The following is a 19,046-nucleotide window of genomic DNA, read 5'->3' as shown; positions in this document are numbered from 1 at the left end:
AATTATTTCTTTTAGTTAGGAATCATACGGATGTAACGTATAAATCCTTTACCTTCAACTTTACTTTTTACACTTTCTGAAGTTAATTTAAACTGAACATCTTGCTCGTAATACTCTTGATCTTCTACAGCCGATTCAAAACGAATACTATACCCTGAATCTATTTTAGAATCTTCAATTTCAATCACGTTTATGCTACGTTGACCGCCAGCTACTGTAGCTCCAGTAACAGCATCAATATTATTACGTTTTTTTCCGTAGAACTTAAACCAAGATGTTAAATCGTTGTACCATTCATCGTCGTCACCTTGTACGTATAATGTTTTTTCGTATTCACCTTGTGGATTGATTAACGAAATCACAACATAAGCACCTTCGCCAGTATAATTCGTCATTTGCACCATACACTTATATTTTGTTGCAGGAACAACAGCTTTAAATGAATACAAACTAAACACCATAAGTATTAAAACGAAAAGCGATTTTATAACTGAAAATTTACGCATATCTGTTTATTTTAAAAAATTAATATTAACCTTATTGGCCTTTAAAAGCTCATTCTCTTGTGCTAAATCGAAAGCGCTTTCTTCAAATTCTGTTGTAATAGACTTATCTGCACCATTCGCTAATAAATATTTTAAAATGGTATCGTCGCTAGATGACATTGCCGATTTTAACAAAGGTGAAATTCCTTCATTATTTACCGCATTAATATCTGCTTTATGTTGTGTTGCCAATTTAAGCAATTCCATACTGTTTTGGTCTAAAGCTAAGTGATATAAAGTATTTCCGTTAGCTTGTGGTTTTGCAATATCTAATCCTTTAGATTTTAATAAGGCTAACTTAGAATTAAAATCTGCTTTAGTTTTAGGTGAATACGACTTTAATAAATTGGTTGTTAAATTACTTCCGCTAGCATCAACAGTTTGTAAATCTGCTCCTTGATCTATTAAATAAGCAACAACATCTGACGTGTTATTCTGAACTGCTAGAGCCAAGGCCGTTTCTCCTTTTTTATTAGTTGCATTTATATCCTTAACATGCTTTTTTAACAAGGTAACCATTGCTAAATCGTTTCGATTTGCTGCATTTAAAAATGCCGTATCCCCGTTTTGATCGGCCTGATTTACATCTACACCTTTTTCAATAAAATAATTAATAACCTGAGCATCTTTACTACGTCCAGCTAAAGCATGTAAAGGCGTTACCCCTTTTGTAGTCGTTACATTTGGATTAATACCTTTATTTTCTAAATATTTAAAAAACTCTAAATTATTAGAACCTCCTCTTGGGCCTACACTAGCAAAAATCATTGCATTTCCTCCTTCGGCATTTACAGTTTTATAATCTACACCTTTCTTAATAAGAGCATCAAGCATTTCGGTTTTTCCATAACGAGATACATAATTAAAAACACCATTCCCATCGGCATCCTTACTGTTTAAGTCTAATCCTTTAGAAGTAAAATAGTTGATTAAAGTAAAATCTGTATCACGTTGCGAAGCTAATAATAAAGCGTTAGCACCATGATGATCTAAATCTGTTAATTTAGCACCATTCGCTAAACAAACATCGTAAACCTTTGTGTTTTTCTGTCCAGTAGCCGCTGCAAAGTTTAAAACGGTATAACCATGATTGTCTAATATATCTGTTTTTGCACCTTTACTAATAAGGTATTCCATAAGTTCTACATTCCCCTTATTCGCAGCCCAGAACACATAAGTTCGTCCATCGTGCGTTAACTTATTTACATCATTCCCTTTTTGTTTTAACAACTGTAAAATAGTTGGGTTAGAAGCCTCATTTAAAATCGCTAATGTAACAGGATCAAAACTTCCTCCGTTGTATTGAGCAGGATCGTTTCCTTCTTTAATTTTTAAGTCAATAGTTTCTGGAGTTGGATTTGTTTTCCAAAACCCACGATCTAAGAATACATTAGACTCTTGAGCTTGTACCCAACAACCTACTGTAAACATAACACTTAATACTATTTTTTGTATAACTAATTTTATCATGATATTTTATTTTACGAAAGATTCTATTACTTCACTAATCTCTAATGGTTTTTGATATTCTTTCTCAGAAAACAAGTACTTATATAATTGTTTATTATCTACTTTTTCTTCCAAAGATAAATTTTTATTTCTAGCGAACACTTCATCCCATTTTGTACGAACTAAAGCCCACTTAGCACTTGTTTTCTTCCAATAATCTTGTGCCGCAACGCATTTACTATCGTCTACTTTAGTATACGTATTATATCCTTTTTCTTGAGCTATAACAACATCTTCCTTACCAGCTTCACGTAATATTTTATCATTGTCTTGATCGTGAATCCATCCATCTTTAGTGATTTCCTGACGGTTTCTTCTTAAGGTAATATTGTAATCGCTTCGTTTTGTATATTCTCTTCGAGGTAATGGTGCTGTAGTGGTGTTTTCCCAATAACTTTTTCCGTCTACATGTACCCAAGAAGAAGATCCTTCGTAACGTGGACTATCATCTACTTGAAATACTTTCTGAGACCATTGTCCTTTTACATCATCTTTTGGTAAACTCTTATAGTTCCAAACATTATCACCATTATATAAATACAAATCGGTATTCTCGAATTCCCAATCTTGTCGCCAGTGTTTAACAATATGCTGGCTTGAAGGATTACCAACAATTAACAAGTGCTGTAAGGCTATCTTATCTTTAGAATCCTGAACCAATTCTACCCATTCTAAACCTTTATCGTGCTTGACTTCTGAAGGTAAATACGTAGAATCTTTTGAATAATTAAAAGTCTCTGCAAAGTTGAAATTCACTTCGTAACAACCACACATGCTTTTAATCGCTTTTTGGTCTTGTGCTTTACTTTTTTGAGCTAAAGCCGAATTAAATGTAAAAGCAGATGCAAGCATCATTAATAGTAATACTCTTTTCATAATGTTTCTTATAGGTTGAAAATTTTGATTTTAAAAACTGTTCTTATTTAGACTCAATTAAAATAATATTATATATTTGTCACAAATCTAAAAAAGAATGAGTCTAAATAAAAATTATATTTTACTTTTTTTATTAAAAACAGAAGGTTCTTAATGTCGTTTAAATTCTTACTTGAGGATAATGTATAATATGAATAGTAGCAAATATTAAAGTAAGAAAACTAAATTCTAAGTTAAAAAAAAGGCCACTCGTTAAAAGTGACCATTGTACTATTTATTATGATGTAGATGTTTAATCTAAGTGATAAATTTGCATGATGTTTTCTAATATCGCTTCAAAATCAATTTTTAAATCGATTAATTTACCTGTATGCATATCGAAAATCCATCCATGAACAACAAGCCCTCTTGAACGTATAGCTTTTTGAACTGCAGATGTTTTTATTAAGTTAACACATTGCTCTTGAACGTTTAATTCAATTAATCTGTCATATCTCTTTTCTTCATCCTTAATCGCATTCAACTCATCTGCATGAATACGGTACACATCTCTAATATTTCTCAACCATGGATTTAACAAACCTAAATCTGCAGATTGCATTGCAGCATGTACACCTCCACATCCGTAATGTCCACAAACCACCACATGACTTACTTTTAAATGATCTACTGCATAATCTACAACAGACATCACATTTAAGTCGGTATTAGGCACCATATTAGCAATATTCCTATGTACAAAAGCTTGTCCTAACTCTAAGCCCATTAATCCTTCTGCATCTACACGGCTATCTGAACAGCCTATATATAAAAATTCTGGAGCTTGTCCTTCGCGTAAATTTTCAAAATAATTTTCATCAGTTGCTAATTTATCTTTTACCCACTTTTCGTTATTCTTAAAAACGTTTTTTAATATCATAATCTAGATTTTAACTGTTTTTTATATTGTTTTCTATTCCAACTTAAACATAACTATAGCTTACTATACATGTGTTTAGTTGATGATAAATAAGGAACAATGAAATATGTTCCACTTTTATTTTGGATGATTTATCCCTTTTATTAATAGTATGATTTCTGAATATTCTAACACATTGTCTTGTATATATTCTCTTCTTATAAAAGTAGAACCATTAGATGACTTTATATCTTAAAAATACATTAAAAGTAACTGCTTTTAAGTTTAAAATATTAAAGCACATATAAATTATTTTAGACAAAACTAAAATGGTTAGGCAATATATTCGGGTGGTGGAGAAACATTCTCTAAGTCTAATTGAGAATAAGTGTTTAAATAAAAATTAAAGGAATTATCGGTTTCCAAAAGACCAAAAACATAATTTATATCATTATGCGCGTTTAGTTCAAAACTTATTAACTTAACATTTTCCTTACTATTTTCTTCCTCTGCTAAACTAAAAAACATAGAAACATCTGCATTTTTTTTAAGCATGGTTATAAGTGTTGGAGCTGAAATAAACAGCACAAAAATCACAGAAAGAAATAAGGATGTTATCGTTTTAGGCATTAATTATTGAGTAATAATGTAAAAGTAGTTATAAAACTTTAATATCCGAGCTAGAAATCCAACCAGTTTTACCATCAGACAATTTTATTTTCTTCCAATTGTTTACGGTATCTAAAACTTGTACTTTGGTTCCTTCGTGTAAAATAAAAGCTTCTTGACTACTTAAATTAGGCTCGCTTTTAACTTGACTTTCTTGAGCAAAAATTATAGCAGGATTATCTTTTTGAGTTAAATTATAATCGTGAAAAGCAAAAAACAGAGTCAAACATCCTGTAAACAAAACAATTAAACTTGTTGAAAATGCTAATCTTTTTTTTGCAGTGTATTCTGAAAAATAATAACTAATAAACAAAACAACAAATACAATAAATAGCACCACTGTTATTATAGCCCAACCATCAAAACTTAATATGCCAGTAACATTCTTTAAGAGTTTAGAAATTCCGACTTCAGGAACAACATCTATAGCATCTATAGTCATGTTTCTTGCGTAAGCTATGTTATTTTTTATATCAGTATCATTAGGTGCTAATTGTAATGCTTTTTCAAAATAATACACACTAAGACCAACGTGGTTTAACTTATAATGTGCGTTACCTAAGTTAAAAAATAACTCGCTAGAATGCATACCATTATCTAAAATAGCTTGATATTTATCTATCGCTTCTGCATATTTACCGTTGTTATAAAGTGTATTCGCTTGCTCGAAAATAGCATTATTATCTTGAGCAAAAGTTAAACTGCTTAACAAAACCATTAGTATATATAAAACTGCTTTCATTTTAACGTATTTGTTTATCAATTAACGAAATAGTACTTGCTGCCTTATCAAAATCCTGTTGCATAGTAACTTGTGTTGATGGTGTATAACGTGCCAATTCACAACTTTCTAATAAAGATGCAAATTCTGAAATCACACCAGATTCCACTTGTTTATTTTTTAATAATTCTTGTATTCTGTCTTTACTTAACTCACCAGTTTCAATATTTAATTTTGCTTTTAAGTAGTTGTGTAATGCTTTTTCTAAGGCTACATAAAAAGCTTCTTTTTTACCTAATGCTTTTTTGGCTTCACTTAAATATTTCTTCGCTAGCTTATCTGCTTTTCGTATTTTATTTCCTGTAACATCGGCATCTCTAACTGCCTTACGTTTTCTGAATACCATAGCTAACGGAATCATTAAAAACGGCATTAATAAAGAGCCCCAAAACAATTTTGTTTTAAAGAAATAAGATGATGAATTAGGTTCTAAATTGGCTTTAGTTTTAATAAAAGCAAAATGATCTTTGTTTAAAACTACTGGTTGCTTTCTCTGGTCTGAAATAGAAGGCTGGCTTCCTACGGCAACATTATTTGGTCCCTGAGTAACATCTACAACAATCTCATCTGAAGAAATACGTTTATAAGATTCTGTTTTCAAATCAAAATAAGAAAATGAAATACTAGGTATTGGGTATTTACCTTTAAATTGAGGTACTACCGTATAACTATCAGATATACGACCTTGCATTCCGTTTAAATTTGTATTTACATTTTCGTTATGTTCGGGTTCATACACCTCAAGAGAACTTGGTAAAACTACTTTAGGTAATTCGAATAGTTTTAAGTTTCCATTACCTGAAACCTCAACATTTAAATCTAAAGATTCTGATGCTTCTAATTCTGTTTTAGATGTAGTTACTTTAAAATCAAAATCACCTACAGCTCCTGTAAAATCGTCTGGCTGCCCTTTTTCTGGTAGTTGTTTTACATTAATAGTACGCTCTCCGGCAGAAACCGTTTTATGAACTTGAGTCATTAGTCGACCTCCAAAAATATCACGTCTGTTCGTTAAAACATCTACCGTAAGATCTAAGCTTAAAGGTTCTATTTTAAGTTTTCCTGTTTTTTGAGGATACAGTACTGTTTTTCGTAATACTAAATAACGATATGGTTCTCCTTCATATGTTCCGTTCTGAACTTTTAACCCTTTAATATCTATATTCTGACTCCAGAAATCGCTGTACTTCGGACTGTTAATTTCACGCCACTGACTTACACCTGTAGTTGTAGACACATACAACTTGTAAACCACGGTAATTGCCTCGTTTAAATATGGATTTGCTTTTGAAACCTCGGCAACTAAATGAATGTTTTCTGAAGCAACAAAATCGGCATTATTACCATCTCTAGGTTTACTCACCGCAGAGGTAACGGTTATTTTTATTGGGGTTATTTTATAAACTTCATCTTCAATTTCTATTGTAGCTTGATTTAACGTGAAGCTTCCTTGGCTTTTTGGAGCTAAGAAATAAGAATACGTTTTTTTATATTGAGAGACACCGTTAACCCACGATTTACTAACAGATTGATTTGGACCACCTACAACAGTGAAACTTGAAAAATTTGGCGGATTAAAATTATCGCCATCTTTATTCATCTCAAAATCTACTCGTAATCGTTCATTTATACCCAGCTTAGTTTTACTCACTTTAGCCTCGAACTTAACCTGTGCAAAGGTTACGCTTGAAACTAACAAAACTAAAACTATTACTATGTGTTTAATCCTTTTCATTTTTTAAATTCATTCTAAAAACAAACTACCAATCTTTATCGGTTTTAATACGTTCACCTTTTTGTTTCTCAGCATTCATCTTTTCTTGAACTTTCTGTTCTTGATTATTCATCGCTTCTAACAAATTTTTAATTTGTTGTGGCGACATTTGCCCTTGTTGAGGCTTAGGCTGTTGTGGTTGTTCTTTTTTATCTTGATCGCCTTCGCCTTGATCTTGCTTGTCATCTTTAGGCTTACCATCTTCATTTTCTTCCTGATCGCCTTTATCTTTATCTTGATCGCCTTCGTCTTTTTTATCCTGATCTTGGTCGCCCTCGTCTTGTTTATCTTGGTCTTTCTGATCCTGATCTTTATTGTCCTTATTCTGATCTTCGTTTTGATCTTGATTCTGATCTTTATTTTGGTCTTGATCGTCCTTGTTATCCTGGTTTTGATCTTCTTGCTCTTTAGCACATTCTTTAGCTAAACCAAAATTATAACGTGTTTCCTCGTCGGCAGGATTGTTTCTTAATGCGTTCTTGTAAGCCTCAACCGCTTCTTTACATTTTTTATTCTGCATTAAAATATTCCCAATGTTATGAAATGCTTTATGCTTCTCTGCGCGGTCTGTTGCTTTATTAGCAGCTTCTTGTAAGCGGTATAAAGACTCTTCGAAATTTCCTTTTTTATAATATGACGTTCCTAAATTATAAATCCCAGAGACATTAGATTGTTGCTCAGAAATGGCTTTTCTATATTCCATCTCGGCAGCAACATAATCTTCACCCTGAATTTTCTCATTCCCTTCGAAAACAAAATTATTCGATTGTCTTTTTGATTCAAGAAGAGCCTCATCATCATCCTGTGCAAAAGACGAAAATGTGCATAATGTGATAAAAATGAATACTATACTTTTCATAACAAACATTACAAAGTCTCCGAATATTACTAATTTTTTAGCGCTTTCTATCATAAGTTTTCGTTAAATAAGTTTAACTTCTTCAACCATCCTGTCTTACGATCTAGTAAGAAAATATCTATAAATAATAACAAAATTGCAAGACCTATAAACCATTGAAATTGATCTTTAAAATCAGCAAATTGTTTCGCTTCAAATTCCGTTTTATCCATACCATTAAGAATATCACGAATCTGATCTACAACCTCACTTGTTTGTCTTCCGTTTATATACACACCATTAGCTTCGTTAGCTATATTTTCAAGCGTTTCTTCATTTAAACGTGTAATAACAGTTTCTCCGTTGCTATCTTTTTTATAATTCATAACAACGCCATTTCGTTTTTCTGGAATTGGACCACCTTTTACATCTCCTACACCAATAGTAAAAATTCTGATCCCTTCTTCGGAGGCTTCTTCTGCTACTTTAGCTGCAACTTCACTATGGTCTTCTCCGTCTGAAATAATAATGAGCACACGATTGGTTTGCTCAGAATCGTCATAATACGTTTTAGCCAAATTAATAGCTTCGTTTATAGCGGTACCTTGAGACGACATCATATCTGTATTCATATTCTGAAGGAACATCTTTGCAGAAGCATAGTCTGTAGTAATTGGCAATTGCGGAAAAGCCTTCCCTGCATAAGCGATAATACCAACACGATCGCTCGCTAAATTATTAATAATTTGCGTGACTAATTGTTTTGCTTTTTCTAATCTGTTAGGCGCAATATCTTCGGCCAACATACTTTTAGAAACATCGACAGCAAATACAATATCTACACCTTCTCGCTTAACGGTTTCCAACTTGGTTCCTACTTTAGGATTAACCAATGCAATTGTTAATGATGCAAAAGCCAAGCAAATAACCACTATTTTTAATACTGATTTAAATACCGAACGATTCGGACTTAAACGCTTTAAAAGGGCTTTATCTGCGAATTTTTTTTGAGTATGGTGTTTCCATAATTGAAGCACCGAATAGATGACGATAATCACCGGAATGACACAGAGTGCCCAAAACCATATTTTTTCTTCTAATTGAAACATCTATTATATAAAACTTTTGAATATTGTAGATCGAAGTAAAAGTTCAAGTAATAATAACATACCTGCCAATAATACTAATGGACGGAATTTTTCTTGATAATTATAGTACTTAAATTCTTCTATATCTGTTTTTTCCAGTTTATTAATTTCTCCGTAAATTTCTTCTAACTTCTTATTATCTGTTGCTCTAAAATATTTACCTCCAGTAACTTTAGCAATTTCTTCTAAAAGAGCTTCATCAATCTCGACCTGAACACGACCGTATTGAAAACTTCCGTTTGGTAAAATACCTATTGGCGATAATGCCATACCATTAGAACCTAATCCAATAGTGTAGGTTTTTATACCAAATTCTACAGCCATTTCACTAGCTATTTTAGGATCTATAAACCCTGAGTTATTTACACCATCGGTAAGTAAAATAATAACTTTACTCTTGGCTTTACTATCTTTTAATCTGTTTACGGCAGTTGCTAATCCCATTCCAATTGCTGTACCGCCTTCAATAATATTATTATACTTAATGTCGTTTAAAGATCGAATAACAATACCCTTATCGCTAGTAATTGGTGTTCTAGTATAGCTCTCTCCTGCATATTCTACTAAACCAATTCTATCGTTAGGACGTTCTTTAATAAATTTGGCTGCAACATCTTTTAAAGCTTCTAAACGGTTTGGTTTTAAATCTTTAGCCAACATACTTGCCGAAACATCTATAGCCATAACAATATCGATACCCTTAGTTGTATTGGTTCTGGAAGACACATCTACAGTTCTTGGTCTTGCTAATGCAGTTATTAATAAGGCTAAAGCCAATAAACGTAATGCAAAAAGGAGATGTTTTAATTTTGGCAACCACGAATTAGTTACTTTAAATCCTTTAATGCTAGACATTTTAAGTTCGGCATTTTGCTTGTTCTGCTTAAAAAGATACCATACAATTGCTAATGGTAACAATAATAGCAACCAGAATACTTCTTTGTTTAAAAATTCTATACCCTCAAACATTATTCTGCTTTATTTAGTTCTATGGAATTCACGATGCGTTCTGCCATCTCTTCAGCATAAACATCATCATTTTTCCATGTAATTATAATTTCTTGTAACACATTTTGTCCCGTAAAGTGGAGCATTATATAATGTCCAGACACATAATTATCAGAATTGCCTACTGGAATATGTCCGTTACCAAACGTTTTTAAACCTTTTGCTCCATTTGGAGTTGTAAACGCTTCTTGTTTTACAGTAATATCTGTTACTTTATTTAGTTCGAATTGCTTTATAGCACGTTCTGATGCTTCATTTAAATCGACACCCTCATTTTGCTGTGGTTGTTGACCACCTTGTTGTTGCGTTTGCTGATTTTGTTCAGGAGCAGATTTTTGAGTTGTAACATTAACACTAAAATCGTCTAACATGGTTCCAAAACCAAACTTTGTAATTTGGATTTTCTCTTTTAGTTCGTCTGGAACTGGGCTTTCTAAACGCATTAAAACTTCTGGTGTCGTAATTTTAACAGGTGGTATGCCGTAAGAACTTGTAACCCATTGCCCTTCTAACAATTGTTTTGTATCGTGACCTAAAAGTGTGTCTTTAGTATAATTAAAGCCATATTTAAAGGCAAACCCTGCAAAGATTAAAGCGAGTAATCCTATTCCTGCGGCTACAGAAATAATTATTTTTTTACGTTTCTTTTTACGCTCTTGCTCCTCTTTATATTGCTGATTTAATAATTTTTCTTCTTCATCTGGTTCAGGAAGCACTTCCTTAACGTGGTCTATTTCTGAAGCAATTGTTTGCTTATCCATTTCTGCTAAAGCAATATCTGGTGCAGACTTGGCGAATTTTACTAAATCGGCACGTTTTAAAATACTTTCAATATTTTTAATTGTAGCTTTACTGAAATCAATTTGATTACCTTCTCTTAATAATTCTAATCGACTAATCAATTCGTCTGTAGTACTTTCTAAAGCTCTGTCGTAAACTTTTTCGTCTAAATACTTACGAAGTACCAGCGTTAACTCTGAATAATATTCTTTGATTTCTTCTTGAACTAAAAACTGACTTTCATCTAACTTCTGTAGCGCTAATTTTGCACGTTCATATGGTGGTAATAATGCAATTTCTTCTTCTTCTGTTAATGGTTTTTTTCTCCAGATAAACCAATACAATAATCCGCCTACAATAAGTAACCCTAAAAGGATATAAAGAGGTAATTTCCACCAATTATTATTTATTTTTTCAACTTGTATGTAAGGCTTAATATCGTAAAGTCCTTGTTTAGTAGAATCTACAACAATATCTCTAATCTCTACTTTTAAAGAATCTGTTTGAAAGGTTTTATCTCCAATAACAATTTTTTGAACAGGAATAGTATAATGTCCAGAATCGAACTGTGTTAGGCCATATTTTTTGATTAAATTGAATTTATCATCTAATTTTGTAGTATCTACAGGATATGAATGTATCATTTCTAAAGGCGAGAAAGTCTGTCCTTCTGGAAATACAACCAGCTTAGTAGAGTCTACCTCAACTTCAATTTTATATGTAATTTGCGCTCCTACTTTTACTGAAGTAGAATCGATTCCTGAAGTTACATCTTGTGCATAAGAATAGCCCGAGAATAAGCTGAATACAACTAGTAAACATAAGCTATTCTTAAAACGATTCAATATTGGGAATTTAAAAATTTTCATAAGTTATTTAAGATTATCATCTGCGTTTAAAATAGCCAAGTAATTTTTTTACATAACTTTCGTCTACACGACAATCTATAGTTCCAGCTCCAGATTTAGCAAAGCTGTCTTTATAATAGTTTACTTTTTCTTGATAATATTTACTGTAATTTGCCCTTACAGCTTTAGACGATGTATTAACTAACATAAGTTCTCCAGTTTCTTCGTCTTGTATATGTACCATTCCTAAATTAGGGATGCTTTCTTCATGCTTATCATACACACGAATTCCAGTAACATCATGACGTTTAGCTGCGATTTTTAAAGTCTGCTTATAATCTTCTGATATAAAATCTGAAAGCACAAAAACAATGGCGCGTTTCTTTTGAATACTAGATAGAAACTTAAACGCTTCAGCAATATTAGTGTCTTTACTTTTAGGTTCAAACTCTATAAGTTCTCTAATAATTCTTAAAACATGAGAACGACTTTTTTTAGGTGGAATATAAAGCTCTACTGTATCTGAAAATAAAATTAACCCAATTTTATCATTGTTTTGTGTTGCCGAAAACGCTAATGTTGCAGCTATTTCGGTAACCACTTCATTTTTAAACTGCTGTTCTGTACCAAACATTTCAGATCCAGAAACATCAACCATAAGCATCATGGTTAACTCACGTTCTTCCTCAAACACTTTTATATAAGGTTCGTTGTAACGTGCAGTAACATTCCAATCTATATTTCTAACATCGTCTCCAAATTGATACTGACGCACTTCACTAAACGTCATACCACGACCTTTGAAGGTTGAATGATATTCTCCTCCAAAAATATGATTAGACAAACGGCGCGTCTTAATCTCAATTTTTCGTACTTTTTTTAGTAATTCTTTAGTGTCCATGCTTCAATTTACGATAGTGAATTTTTGATTTACAGTAGTTTACATAAACCGTCTTTCTTCATTCTTAAATTAAAAATTCTATGGCACTTCAATTTCATTAACAATTTTGCTAATAATATCTTCTGAAGTAATATTTTCTGCTTCAGCTTCGTAAGTAATTCCTATTCTGTGGCGTAACACATCGTAAACAACGGCACGTACATCTTCTGGAATTACGTAACCACGACGCTTAATAAACGCATAACATTTAGCAGCTGTTGCAAGGTTTATACTTCCACGAGGAGAGGCTCCAAAAGAAATTAAAGGTTTTAAGTCTGACAATCTATATTTTTCTGGGTAACGAGTTGCGAAAATAATATCAAGAATATATTTCTCAATTTTCTCATCCATATACACTTCACGAACGGCTTCTTGCGCTCTTAAAATTTGAGCTACTGAAACTACTGGATTTACTTTCTCGTAAGTTCCTCTTAAATTAGCACGAACAATAAGTTGTTCTTCATCTAATTTAGGATAATCGATAACGGTTTTCAACATAAAACGATCGACTTGAGCTTCTGGTAACGGATATGTTCCTTCCTGCTCTACTGGGTTTTGTGTTGCCATTACTAAAAAAGGCTTATCTAAGATAAATGTTTCATCTCCAATAGTAACTTGTTTTTCCTGCATGGCCTCTAATAACGCAGATTGTACTTTTGCTGGTGCTCTGTTAATCTCATCTGCAAGTACAAAGTTCGCAAAAATCGGTCCTTTTTTAATCGTGAAATCGTTATCTTTTATATTGTAAATCATTGTCCCTACCACATCGGCAGGTAACAAATCTGGTGTAAATTGCACACGGCTAAAACTACCATCTATAGCCTTAGACAGGGTATTAATAGCTAATGTTTTTGCTAATCCAGGAACCCCTTCTAAAAGTATGTGTCCTTGACCTAATAATCCAATAAGTAAGCGTTCTACCATATGTTTTTGTCCAACGATTACTTTATTCATTTCTAATGTAAGTAAATCGACAAAAGCACTTTCTCTTTCTATCTTTTCGTTGATTGATTTAATATCAACTGTACTGGTATCCTCCATATTCTATTTTTTAAAAACTCGAATTTAGTAAGCATTTTTAATGCCATGCAAATTGTTAAAATTTTCCGTGTTTAGCTGTTAATAATTGGTTAAAAATTAAACATTATGTATTAATTAAGATATTCTATGCAAAAAACAGAATTTTCAAATTATAATACACAAGAATTAGACAATAATTAACGCACACACTAGTAAATTTTAATGTGTATTAAGTATTTTTATACGAAAGTATTCAAAAAACAAATCACATAATGAAGACTAAGATAGCATTAATTACAGGTGCCACAAGCGGTATAGGAAGATCTACCGCTCATGAATTTGCTAAACACCACATTAAGTTAGTTTTATGCGGACGTAGACAAGACCGCTTAGACACCATAAAAAAAGCGTTAGAAAAAGATACCGACGTCTTTACTTTAAATTTTGATGTTAGAGATAAGAAAGCTACCGAAGATGCCATAAACTCACTTCCTGAAGAGTTTTCTAATATCGATATTTTAATTAATAACGCTGGAAATGCACATGGCCTAGATACTATTCAAGAAGGAAGTACAGACGATTGGGATGCCATGATGGATATTAATGTAAAAGGAGTATTGTATGTTAGCCATGCCATTATACCCAAAATGATAGCTCGTAAATCTGGGCATATTATTAACATAGGGTCTTCTGCAGGAAAAGAAGTATACCCTAAAGGAAACGTATATTGCGCTAGTAAGCATGCTGTTTTAGCTATAACTGAAGGCATGCGAATTGATATGAACCCCTATGGTATAAAAGTTGGCGCTGTTAATCCGGGCTTAGTTGAAACTGAATTTTCTAAAGTCAGATTTAAAGGAGACCCTAAAGCAGATTCAGTGTACAAAGGCTACCAAGCTTTACAACCTCAAGATATTGCTGAAATTATTTACTTTGTTATTAGCAGACCTTATCATGTTAATATTGCAGATTTACTCGTTTTTCCAACCGCTCAGGCTAATTCTACTATTTTAAAAAAGGATTAATATGATTAATAAGCGTCTTCTTATTAAAAATCTATTAGCGCATAATGACGAGAATAGCTTTTACGATAAAAAACGTAAAATTAATATTAGCGAAAAAGAAGGTAAAGCTAAATTTTTAAAACATGTTTGCGCGCTTTCTAATAGCAATCCAAAAAACAACTCCTTTATTGTTATTGGTGTTGAAGATGATGACAACGAAATTATTGGAGTCGATTTTTTCGACGATAGTAAAATTCAGAATTTAATAAACGCCTATCTTACCAATCCACCAATTGTACAATACGAAAACATTCCGTTTCCGCATTTACCTAATCACAAAGTTGTTGGATTGGTAACGATACGTGCGAATAATAAAATTACGTCTCTCCGGAAAAACATTTGGAAATATTACGGTGGTGCAGTCTTTTTTAGAGACGGCAGTATAAGTATGCCCAAGGCCTTTGATATAAAAATTGAAGATGTAAATTCTAAGATTGTTGAATCTATAGAAAATCATGCACAAAACAATATCGAATACACTTTAAACGGCGTGTTCGATTTCTTAAACTCCAGAAAAGATTACAACCCGAAGTATCTTGTTTTTAAAGAATATTTTGTGGTTTGTTGGGCTGGACAAAAAAAAGCAGTTAAAAACAACATCTATTACTCTAGGGTTGATATTGAATTAATTAACGAACAGGTGCGTTTGTTTTTTTCTACCCTAGATGAAGTTTCTATTTCCATAACAGAAGACTCTTTCAATATTATTGAATATGTACACTTAGGCCTTCAAAATTCCTACAACTATTATCCTTTAGAAGAAACTATAATTAGCTTTAAAGACAATGCAAGCTACCATATAAACACTACTCTATTATTTGAGCCACCGCAATACGATAGAAAAATTTTGCATCATATTTACAACTCCAATAATGCAATTATAGAAAAATTAAGAAAAGGATTAACACTTACACCAACTGAAGAAGAAGACTTAAAAAACCTTCCTGGCAGTTATTTAATATGTTATTTAAACAATTTCCCCGAAGCGCTTAATAAACTTTACAGAGCAAAAATCTATCTTAAATCTCACAAACTAGAAGTCTATTTAATTTACAAAGAAACTTTACGTATTTTAAGAAAAGTAAAATACAATTAAAATTTAACCACACACTAATAGCTACCAACTACATACATTATTATACCAATCATATATTTTATGGCAACACAAGCTAATTAGATAATATATTTGTGCAGCTATTAATCAACTATCATACAAACACTTTATTTCTACCAGTTTTAATTGGCATTGAAATAAGGTGTTTTATTTTAAATTAAAAACAACGTTTACAACAAGTCGTTTTAACGCAAATTATATCCTTTTGCAGACCACCACGGATGAACATCTACATCTAATTGCCCAGACTTTACCATAGGATCTGCTTTCGCTAAACTATCTGCCATTTTTTGAGTAGGTACATTGTAAATAGTAATACCTCTCATATCACCTTCATCACCAAAAGCTCCAGAAATGTCTGCATAGCCCAACTCGTACATCTTATTTAAATATGCAAAATGTTCGTCTTGTAATTGCTTTGCTTCCTCTTCGTTCTGCGTTCTTACAGTTCCACCTTTTAAAATAGCCATAAAGTACTGCTGTATTAAAAGCGTATCTTTAGTTTCTTCATCTATATAATCGTAAGTTTCAAAACCTTGTGCCGTTAATTCTGCTTTAATCTCGTTATAGCTCTTAGGCACCTTAATAACCGCTGCTGTTTTTACTGAATCTATAGCCATATCTGCTTGACCAATAGAATCTGTTTCAGATTGAGTTAAAGGCGTTGAATTATCGTTCTTCTTGCAACTAACAAGTATTAAAATGGCAATTATAAGTATTGAATATTTCATGTATTCCAAGTTTTAAAAGGTTTTTTACTGAGTTGCGAATTATAATATTTCACTTCTCCGGTCACTTCTTCTCCCAACCAAAGTGGTTTTGAAATCACTTCTGTAGGGTAGCTTAATTCAATTTCTGCAACTATTAATCCTTCATTAGCTCCAAAAAACTCATCGACTTCAAAAGTATGTTGATTCATTTTAATTTCATAACGAATTTTATCAATTACACCTTCTTCACACAATTTTAAAAGTGCTTCAGCATCAGTTTTATCGATAGGTTTTTCCCATTCGAATCGTTCTAAACCATTTTTGGTAGATTTACCTTTTACAGTTAAAAATCCCTCATCTCCTTTTAATCGCACACGAACGGTTCGCTCTTTATCCGTATTTAAAAACCCTTGAATTATTTTTGTTTGTTTAAAAGCTTCTGTTTTAAAATCATTAGATTTTACTAAAAATTTACGCTCTATTTCTATCATATATTTTTGCGATCTCTTTTATATTTTCTGAAGGTATACATTGTAATTCGTAGCCTTGTTCTGCTAACCAAAGCATAGCAGATGCTATTGTTTTAGATTCTATTGGTTTATATTTTTTAAGACTTCCTCTAAATAATGGCGACAAAACTTTCATTACCATTTTACCCATAACTTCACCAAATCTAAACTCTTTTCTAGAACCCACAATTAAAGATGGCTGAAGCAAATATGTATGTTTTATCTTTAAAGATAACACAACAGCTTCCATTTCGCCTTTAGTTCTGTTATAAAAAACCTTACTTGTTGAATTTGCGCCTAATGCAGAAATACATATAAAACGATCTATATTATTTTTTACACATAAATTGGCTGCGGCTACAGGAATACCATAATCTATTTTATGATATATTGCTTTATCCGGTGTTTTAGATTGCGTAGTACCAATGCAACAAAACACCACATCTGCCCGAAATAACGTTTTATAATTATCTAATTCAAACATATCTATTAAATACTCTGTAATTTTAGAATGCTTTATCCCACAAGCCGACCTACTAAACAAGACAATTCTACTATAGTCGCTATCATTTAAAAGTTTCTCTAGTAAATTTTCACCTGTTAAACCTGTCGCTCCTAATACTATAGCTGTTTTACCCATAAGTTTATATTTGCTTTAATAAAGTTATTATAAATTTGTGTAATAGTATACAAAACACAGCGCAATAAACCATAGCATAGCTACACTAATTTATGGAGTCAGATTTTCCTTTAAGAAAAATTATTCATGTTGATATGGATGCCTTTTACGCATCTGTAGAACAAATGGATGTTCCTGAGCTAAAAGGTAAAGCCATAGCGGTTGGCGGAAGTGAAAAACGAGGTGTTGTTAGTGCAGCCAGTTACGAAGCAAGAAAATTTGGAGTTAAAAGTGCCATGAGTGGTATTCAGGCAAAACGTAATTGTCCAGAATTAATTTTTGTTAAACCGCGTTTTGATCGTTATCGGGAAATCTCTAAGCAAATTAGAAAAATATTTTTCGATTATACAGACTTGGTAGAGCCCTTATCTTTAGATGAAGCCTATTTAGATGTTACCATTAATAAAAAAGGAAACCCTAGCGCATCACTTATTGCTGAAGAAATTAGATCTCGTATTTTTAAAGAAGTCGGTTTAACAGCCTCGGCAGGAATTTCTATCAATAAATTTATTGCAAAAGTCGCTAGCGATTACAACAAACCTAACGGACAAAAAACAGTTAACCCAGAAGATGTTTTAGTGTTTTTAGAAGATTTAGATGTTCGGAAGTTTTATGGCGTTGGAAAAGTGACTGCAGAAAAAATGTATCAATTAGGTATATATACAGGTAAAGATTTAAAATCTAAATCTATTGAATATTTAGATTCTCATTTCGGAAAATCTGGAAGATATTATTACCATGTGGTTCGCGGCATTCACAATAGCGAAGTCAAACCAAATCGTATTAGAAAATCGTTAGCAGCAGAACGCACCTTTAGTGAAAATTTATCGAGTGAAATTTTCATGCTTGAAAAACTTGAACTTATTGCAATAGAAGTCTCTAAACGATTAAAAAAAAACAAAGTCGCTGGAAAAACCATTACACTTAAAATTAAATACAGTGATTTTACTTTGCAAACCCGAAGCAAAACATTGCATTATTTTATTAGTGATGCCGCTTTAATAATGGATACTGTAAAATCACTACTTATTCAAGAAAAATTAACCAATTCTGTACGGTTGTTAGGAATCTCTATTTCAAATTTGAATACAGAAAAACCAAATAATAAAACAGAGCAAGAGAGCATTAGCGTTCAATTAAAATTTCAGTTTTAGTTTTCAAGTCTCTTTCATCTTCATAATACTACAATTACTATTTAAATACTTAAATAGAATAAATAATTCTTACTTAACAACACATTCATTTACGGAATACTCAATTTAGAATCATTCTTATTAAATTAAATCTATCAAATTACTACAGTTGTAAAATTATCCTCAAATCTGTTATTTTTATT

At 32.0% G+C, this 19,046-nt stretch carries 19 protein-coding genes; 3 read left to right on the top strand and 16 right to left on the bottom strand.

The window, feature by feature from the left end; translation table 11 throughout:
• Positions 1 to 11: 11 nt before the first annotated feature.
• The 13 genes from Q1B05_RS01305 to Q1B05_RS01245 all read right to left on the bottom strand — a co-directional run bounded on the left by Q1B05_RS01305 (position 12) and on the right by Q1B05_RS01245 (position 13,655).
• Positions 12 to 506 (bottom strand): DUF2271 domain-containing protein, encoded by a 495-nt coding sequence (locus Q1B05_RS01305; protein ID WP_299776742.1) that lies wholly within the window; start codon positions 504 to 506, stop codon positions 12 to 14.
• Between the two features lie 6 nt (positions 507 to 512).
• Positions 513 to 2,015, bottom strand: a complete 1,503-nt coding sequence (locus Q1B05_RS01300; protein ID WP_299776739.1) for an ankyrin repeat domain-containing protein — start codon at positions 2,013 to 2,015, stop codon at positions 513 to 515.
• Positions 2,016 to 2,021: 6 nt separating this feature from the next.
• Positions 2,022 to 2,930, bottom strand: a complete 909-nt coding sequence (locus tag Q1B05_RS01295) for a DUF6607 family protein (RefSeq protein ID WP_299776737.1) — start codon at positions 2,928 to 2,930, stop codon at positions 2,022 to 2,024.
• Positions 2,931 to 3,222: 292 nt separating this feature from the next.
• Positions 3,223 to 3,849 (bottom strand): carbonic anhydrase, encoded by a 627-nt coding sequence (locus tag Q1B05_RS01290; protein WP_299776735.1) that lies wholly within the window; start codon positions 3,847 to 3,849, stop codon positions 3,223 to 3,225.
• A gap of 312 nt (positions 3,850 to 4,161) precedes the next feature.
• Positions 4,162 to 4,458: a hypothetical protein gene (locus tag Q1B05_RS01285; RefSeq protein WP_299776734.1), complete on the bottom strand. Its 297-nt coding sequence runs from the start codon at positions 4,456 to 4,458 to the stop codon at positions 4,162 to 4,164.
• 28 nt (positions 4,459 to 4,486) lie between these two features.
• Positions 4,487 to 5,239: a tetratricopeptide repeat protein gene (locus Q1B05_RS01280; RefSeq protein ID WP_299776732.1), complete on the bottom strand. Its 753-nt coding sequence runs from the start codon at positions 5,237 to 5,239 to the stop codon at positions 4,487 to 4,489.
• Between the two features lies 1 nt (position 5,240).
• Entirely contained in the window at positions 5,241 to 7,013 is a 1,773-nt protein-coding gene (locus Q1B05_RS01275) for a BatD family protein (protein ID WP_299776730.1), read from the bottom strand.
• Between the two features lie 25 nt (positions 7,014 to 7,038).
• Entirely contained in the window at positions 7,039 to 7,965 is a 927-nt protein-coding gene (locus tag Q1B05_RS01270; RefSeq protein ID WP_299776728.1) for a tetratricopeptide repeat protein, read from the bottom strand.
• Positions 7,962 to 8,999, bottom strand: coding sequence for a VWA domain-containing protein (locus Q1B05_RS01265; RefSeq protein ID WP_299776726.1), 1,038 nt, complete (start codon positions 8,997 to 8,999; stop codon positions 7,962 to 7,964). Before Q1B05_RS01265 ends, Q1B05_RS01270 begins: the two co-directional genes overlap by 4 nt.
• A gap of 3 nt (positions 9,000 to 9,002) precedes the next feature.
• Positions 9,003 to 10,007: a VWA domain-containing protein gene (locus tag Q1B05_RS01260; RefSeq protein WP_299776724.1), complete on the bottom strand. Its 1,005-nt coding sequence runs from the start codon at positions 10,005 to 10,007 to the stop codon at positions 9,003 to 9,005.
• Entirely contained in the window at positions 10,007 to 11,695 is a 1,689-nt protein-coding gene (locus Q1B05_RS01255) for a hypothetical protein (protein WP_299776722.1), read from the bottom strand. Before Q1B05_RS01255 ends, Q1B05_RS01260 begins: the two co-directional genes overlap by 1 nt.
• Before the next feature lie 16 nt (positions 11,696 to 11,711).
• Positions 11,712 to 12,575, bottom strand: coding sequence for a DUF58 domain-containing protein (locus Q1B05_RS01250; protein WP_299776720.1), 864 nt, complete (start codon positions 12,573 to 12,575; stop codon positions 11,712 to 11,714).
• 78 nt (positions 12,576 to 12,653) lie between these two features.
• Complete coding sequence (locus tag Q1B05_RS01245) at positions 12,654 to 13,655, bottom strand: MoxR family ATPase (RefSeq protein WP_299776717.1); 1,002 nt, start codon at positions 13,653 to 13,655, stop codon at positions 12,654 to 12,656.
• A gap of 251 nt (positions 13,656 to 13,906) precedes the next feature.
• On the opposite strand from Q1B05_RS01245, the gene Q1B05_RS01240 reads away from it, so the two are divergent.
• Complete coding sequence (locus Q1B05_RS01240) at positions 13,907 to 14,659, top strand: SDR family NAD(P)-dependent oxidoreductase (RefSeq protein ID WP_299776715.1); 753 nt, start codon at positions 13,907 to 13,909, stop codon at positions 14,657 to 14,659.
• A 1-nt stretch (position 14,660) separates the two neighbouring features.
• Positions 14,661 to 15,794, top strand: coding sequence for an ATP-binding protein (locus Q1B05_RS01235; protein WP_299776713.1), 1,134 nt, complete (start codon positions 14,661 to 14,663; stop codon positions 15,792 to 15,794).
• A gap of 203 nt (positions 15,795 to 15,997) precedes the next feature.
• On the opposite strand, the gene Q1B05_RS01230 is transcribed toward Q1B05_RS01235, so the two are convergent.
• From Q1B05_RS01230 to Q1B05_RS01220, 3 genes are read right to left on the bottom strand one after another with little or no spacing between them, the layout of a single operon-like run.
• Positions 15,998 to 16,543: a YciI family protein gene (locus tag Q1B05_RS01230; RefSeq protein WP_299776711.1), complete on the bottom strand. Its 546-nt coding sequence runs from the start codon at positions 16,541 to 16,543 to the stop codon at positions 15,998 to 16,000.
• Complete coding sequence (locus Q1B05_RS01225; protein WP_299776709.1) at positions 16,540 to 17,013, bottom strand: CYTH domain-containing protein; 474 nt, start codon at positions 17,011 to 17,013, stop codon at positions 16,540 to 16,542. The genes Q1B05_RS01230 and Q1B05_RS01225 overlap by 4 nt, the downstream gene beginning before the upstream one ends.
• The gene (locus Q1B05_RS01220; RefSeq protein ID WP_299776706.1) at positions 16,994 to 17,671 is read right to left on the bottom strand and encodes an NAD(P)H-binding protein; all 678 of its coding nucleotides are present in this window, start codon (positions 17,669 to 17,671) and stop codon (positions 16,994 to 16,996) included. The genes Q1B05_RS01225 and Q1B05_RS01220 overlap by 20 nt, the downstream gene beginning before the upstream one ends.
• Before the next feature lie 92 nt (positions 17,672 to 17,763).
• Between Q1B05_RS01220 and dinB the strand changes: the two genes are divergently transcribed.
• On the top strand, positions 17,764 to 18,864 hold the full coding sequence (gene dinB, locus Q1B05_RS01215; protein ID WP_299776704.1) for a DNA polymerase IV: 1,101 nt from the start codon (positions 17,764 to 17,766) through the stop codon (positions 18,862 to 18,864).
• Positions 18,865 to 19,046: the final 182 nt, after the last annotated feature.

The sequence above is a fragment of the uncultured Formosa sp. genome, assembly GCF_947500765.1.
In the GTDB taxonomy this organism is placed as follows: Bacteria; Bacteroidota; Bacteroidia; order Flavobacteriales; family Flavobacteriaceae; genus Formosa.
The sequence above is the reverse complement of the archived record's forward strand: the minus strand, read 5'-3'. Positions and strand labels throughout refer to the sequence as shown.